We start from the raw sequence: 3774 nt of genomic DNA on the forward strand, positions 1-3774 counted from the left end.
GCATCTTACAGGATGTGCACTGGTCCGACGGAAGCTTCGGCTACTTCCCCACTTACGCTTTAGGAACAGCCTTTGCGGCACAATTCATGCATGCCATGCGAAAGGACCTGGATGTGGACAGCCTTTTGGAAGAAAATCATTTTGAGGAAATCATGAATTGGTTGAAGGAGCATATCCATACCTACGGTTTCCGTTATGAAGCGCCGGAGCTGATGAAAATGGTGACCGGAGAAGAGTTTAATGTAAACTATTTCCTGGATTATATTGAGGAGAAGTATACAAAACTGTATAAACTGTAAATCAGAAATAAAAGGCAGAAAAGCAGCTTTTGACAGAAGCTTTGCTTTTCTGTTTTTTTATTCTGCTACCTTTCATTACAGACTAGAAATAGCCGGATGTAGATTTGGATTTGTGCTATTACTCTTATTTTATTCCGCTGAATGTTCATAAAAATATGCAATTTCTACATTGTTAAAATATTGACATTCTATAAAATGAGGTGTAGCATGTGGGAGTAAGTAAAGTTGACAGCTCTAAAAGGAGGCAGGAGATGAGATTTACATTACCAAGAGACATTTATCATGGAGAGAATGCGTTGGAGGCGCTGAAAACTTTTAAGGGAAAGAAGGCTTTTGTCTGCGTGGGTGGCGGATCGATGAAGCGTTTCGGCTTTTTGGACAGAGTAGTACAGTATTTACAGGAAGCCGGCATGGAAGTAAAGCTTTTTGAAGGGATTGAGTCCGATCCTTCCGTAGATACCGTAATGAAGGGTGCGAAGGAGATGCAGGACTTCGGACCGGATTGGATTGTGGCAATCGGCGGAGGTTCTCCCATCGATGCGGCGAAGGCGATGTGGATTAAGTATGAGCATCCGGAGTGCAGCTTTGAAGATATGTGTAAGGTCTTCGGCATTCCGACACTTCGAAACAAGGCAAAATTCTGCGCGATTTCTTCTACTTCTGGAACTGCTACCGAGGTAACCGCATTTTCTATTATTACAGACTACAAGAAGGGTATTAAGTATCCGATTGCAGACTTTGAAATTACGCCGGATGTGGCTATCGTTGATCCGGCTTTGGCGCAAACAATGCCGAAGAAGCTGGTGGCTCATACCGGAATGGACGCTTTAACCCATGCCATTGAGGCCTATGTTTCCACTGCAAATTGCGATTATACGGATCCCTTGGCGCTTCATGCCATTGAGATGATTCGGGATGACCTGGTGGATTCCTACAACGAGGATAAGGAAGCCAGAAATGCCATGCATAATGCCCAGTGCCTAGCGGGAATGGCATTTTCCAATGCACTACTTGGAATCGTACACTCCATGGCCCATAAAACCGGTGCAGTATTCGGAGATTTAGGAGCACATATCATTCACGGTGCGGCAAATGCCATGTACCTTCCAAAGGTTATCGCCTTCAATGCGAAGGATGAAACCGCAAAGAAACGTTATGTAAAGATTGCGGATGTTATCGGCCTTTCCGGAAGCAATGACGAGGAGAAGGTAAAGGCATTGATTACCTACGTTAGAGGATTAAACGATAAGCTGAATATTCCCCATTGCATCAAGAATTACGGTGCGGATTCTTACCCAACAGAGCAGGGCTTTGTTCCGGAAAATGTTTTCCTGGAGAGACTCCATGATATTGCGGTAAATGCGATTGCGGATGCTTGCACAGGCTCCAATCCCCGTCAACCCAGCGTAGAGGAGATGGAAAAGCTCTTAAAGTGTTGCTACTATGATACAGAGGTGGATTTTTAAAGAATATCGAAAAGAAAAAAGCATTTGCGAAAACCGTTGTTTCTCAAGTAAAATTGGGATACAACGGTTTTTTAGTAGAATGGATAAAGGTCAAAAGCCCTTGAAAGGCTAGGAGGATATCGTGTCACGTTTTATTGTTTTTGATGTGGAGACACCGAATCGGAAGAACAACCGTATGAGCGCCATTGGCATTACCGTGGTGGAAGAGGGAAAAATCAGCAAGGAATTTTATTCCCTTGTGAATCCGGAAACGGATTTTGACTATTTCAATGTAAAGCTGACCGGAATCAGTAAGTCCAGTGTCAAAGATGCCCCCACCTTTCCGGAATTATGGAAGCAGATTGAACCGCTTTTTTCCGATGGAATGCTGGTGGCTCACAATGCCTCTTTTGACATGAATGTGTTGAAAAACTGCCTTTTGGACTATGAGATTGCTTGGAAGCCCTATGCCCGCTACCTTTGCACGGTGAAAATGGGCAGAAGCCTCTTTCCCGACAGGAGCCATAAGTTAAATATGGTCTGCGAGGATTTTGGGATTTCCCTTCAACACCACCGGGCGGATAGTGACAGCCATGCCTGTGCGGAGATTTTACTTCGTTATCTGGAAGCCGGGGTAGAGGTGAAGGACTTTATACGGACTTGCTCCTTTAAGAAATAAGGAATGGAGTATTGCATAAGTGTTGAGTAAAGTGGTGAACAAAGAAATGCGTAAGTGCTGAGCAAAGTATTGGGTAAAGTATTGAATAAAGCATCATAGTGATTTTGCAGGGAAGATATTATGAAGGACATTATCAAAGACGTTACTAAAGACATAATCAAAGACGTTACTAAAGACATAATCAAAGACGTTATCATTAAAGAAGCTCTACCTGAGGATGCGGAGGCAAGAATAGCTTATGCAAGACAGGTCGGTTCGGAAACAGACAATTTATCCTTTGGACAGGAAGGATTTCCAATTTCCGTAGAGGAAGAGCAGGAGGAAATTCGGAACTTTTCCAGGGATCCGAAATCGGTATGTTATTTCGCTTGGAAGAACGTAAGGCTTGTAGGAAGCGGAGAATTAAGGGCTTTCCCAAGGAGAATGAGTCATAGGGCTGAGCTGGGGCTCACCGTGGTAAAGGCGGAGTGGAATAGCGGTATTGGAAGCGAACTTATGCAAAAGCTTATAGACTATGCCAGGGAAAATGCCCTGGAGCTCATTAATCTGGAAGTGCGAGGAGACAATAGCCGCGCCATTCATTTGTACGAAAAATTCGGCTTTAAAAAAGTGGGAACTTTACCGGCGTATTTTAAGATTGGGGAAGAGTATATCGACTTTGACAGTATGGTGTTGGATCTAAGATAGGGTATACGGAGAAAAACCGGGAGAGGTAGCTTATGCATAGAGAAGATTTTACCTTGTGTAATCATAAACTAAGCTTATTTCAGGCGGTAAAAGCAGGAGTATAAATAGAAAAGTAGGAGTAGGAGGAAAAATGTTAAATAGTAAAGGTTTTGATTTATGGGCGGATGATTATGACAAATCAGTCGGGCTCTCGGAAGAAGAGAATCGTTATCCCTTTGCCGGGTACAAAAAGATTCTGGGGGATATTTATAAAATCATAATGGAAAAGTCGGATGCAGTAGTTTTGGACCTTGGATTCGGAACAGGCACATTAACCACAAAGCTATATAAAAACGGATGCACTATTTACGGACAGGATTTTTCCTCAAGAATGATAGAGCTCGCGTATGAAAAGATGCCGGGTGCACATCTCTATCAGGGAGATTTTTCAAAGGGTTTAGCGGATGAACTGAAGCAAGAGTCCTTTGATTTTATTATTGCAACGTATTCTATTCATCACTTAGCGGATGCACAAAAGGTTGTTTTGCTAAAAGATTTGCTTGCACATCTTAAAGATGGCGGAAAGATTCTAATTGGAGATGTCGCTTTTTCAAATCGCAAGGAATTGGATCAATGCAAAAAAGAATATGCGGATGAGTGGGATGATGATGAAATCTATTGTGTT

The 3774-nt window shown here is 42.8% G+C and carries 4 protein-coding genes and 1 pseudogene; all 5 read left to right on the forward strand.

Features of this window, described 5'->3' with window-relative positions; translation table 11 throughout:
* Positions 1-299: pseudogene (locus ACO4PX_RS09260) on the forward strand (carboxypeptidase M32); the annotation flags it as partial.
* Positions 300-550: 251 nt separating this feature from the next.
* Positions 551-1765 carry an iron-containing alcohol dehydrogenase gene (locus tag ACO4PX_RS09265; RefSeq protein ID WP_485572370.1) on the forward strand — a complete coding sequence of 405 codons (1215 nt, stop codon included), beginning with the start codon at positions 551-553 and terminating at the stop codon, positions 1763-1765.
* A 121-nt stretch (positions 1766-1886) separates the two neighbouring features.
* A complete protein-coding gene (locus ACO4PX_RS09270) occupies positions 1887-2423 on the forward strand; it encodes a 3'-5' exonuclease (RefSeq protein WP_485572372.1) in 537 nt (178 codons plus the stop codon).
* Between the two features lie 120 nt (positions 2424-2543).
* The gene (locus ACO4PX_RS09275) at positions 2544-3110 is read left to right on the forward strand and encodes a GNAT family N-acetyltransferase (RefSeq protein ID WP_314834351.1); all 567 of its coding nucleotides are present in this window, start codon (positions 2544-2546) and stop codon (positions 3108-3110) included.
* A 130-nt stretch (positions 3111-3240) separates the two neighbouring features.
* Positions 3241-3774 (forward strand): class I SAM-dependent methyltransferase (locus ACO4PX_RS09280; RefSeq protein WP_485572374.1); only part of this gene is annotated, 534 nt, incomplete at its 3' end.

This window comes from Oribacterium sp. (genome assembly GCF_057249185.1).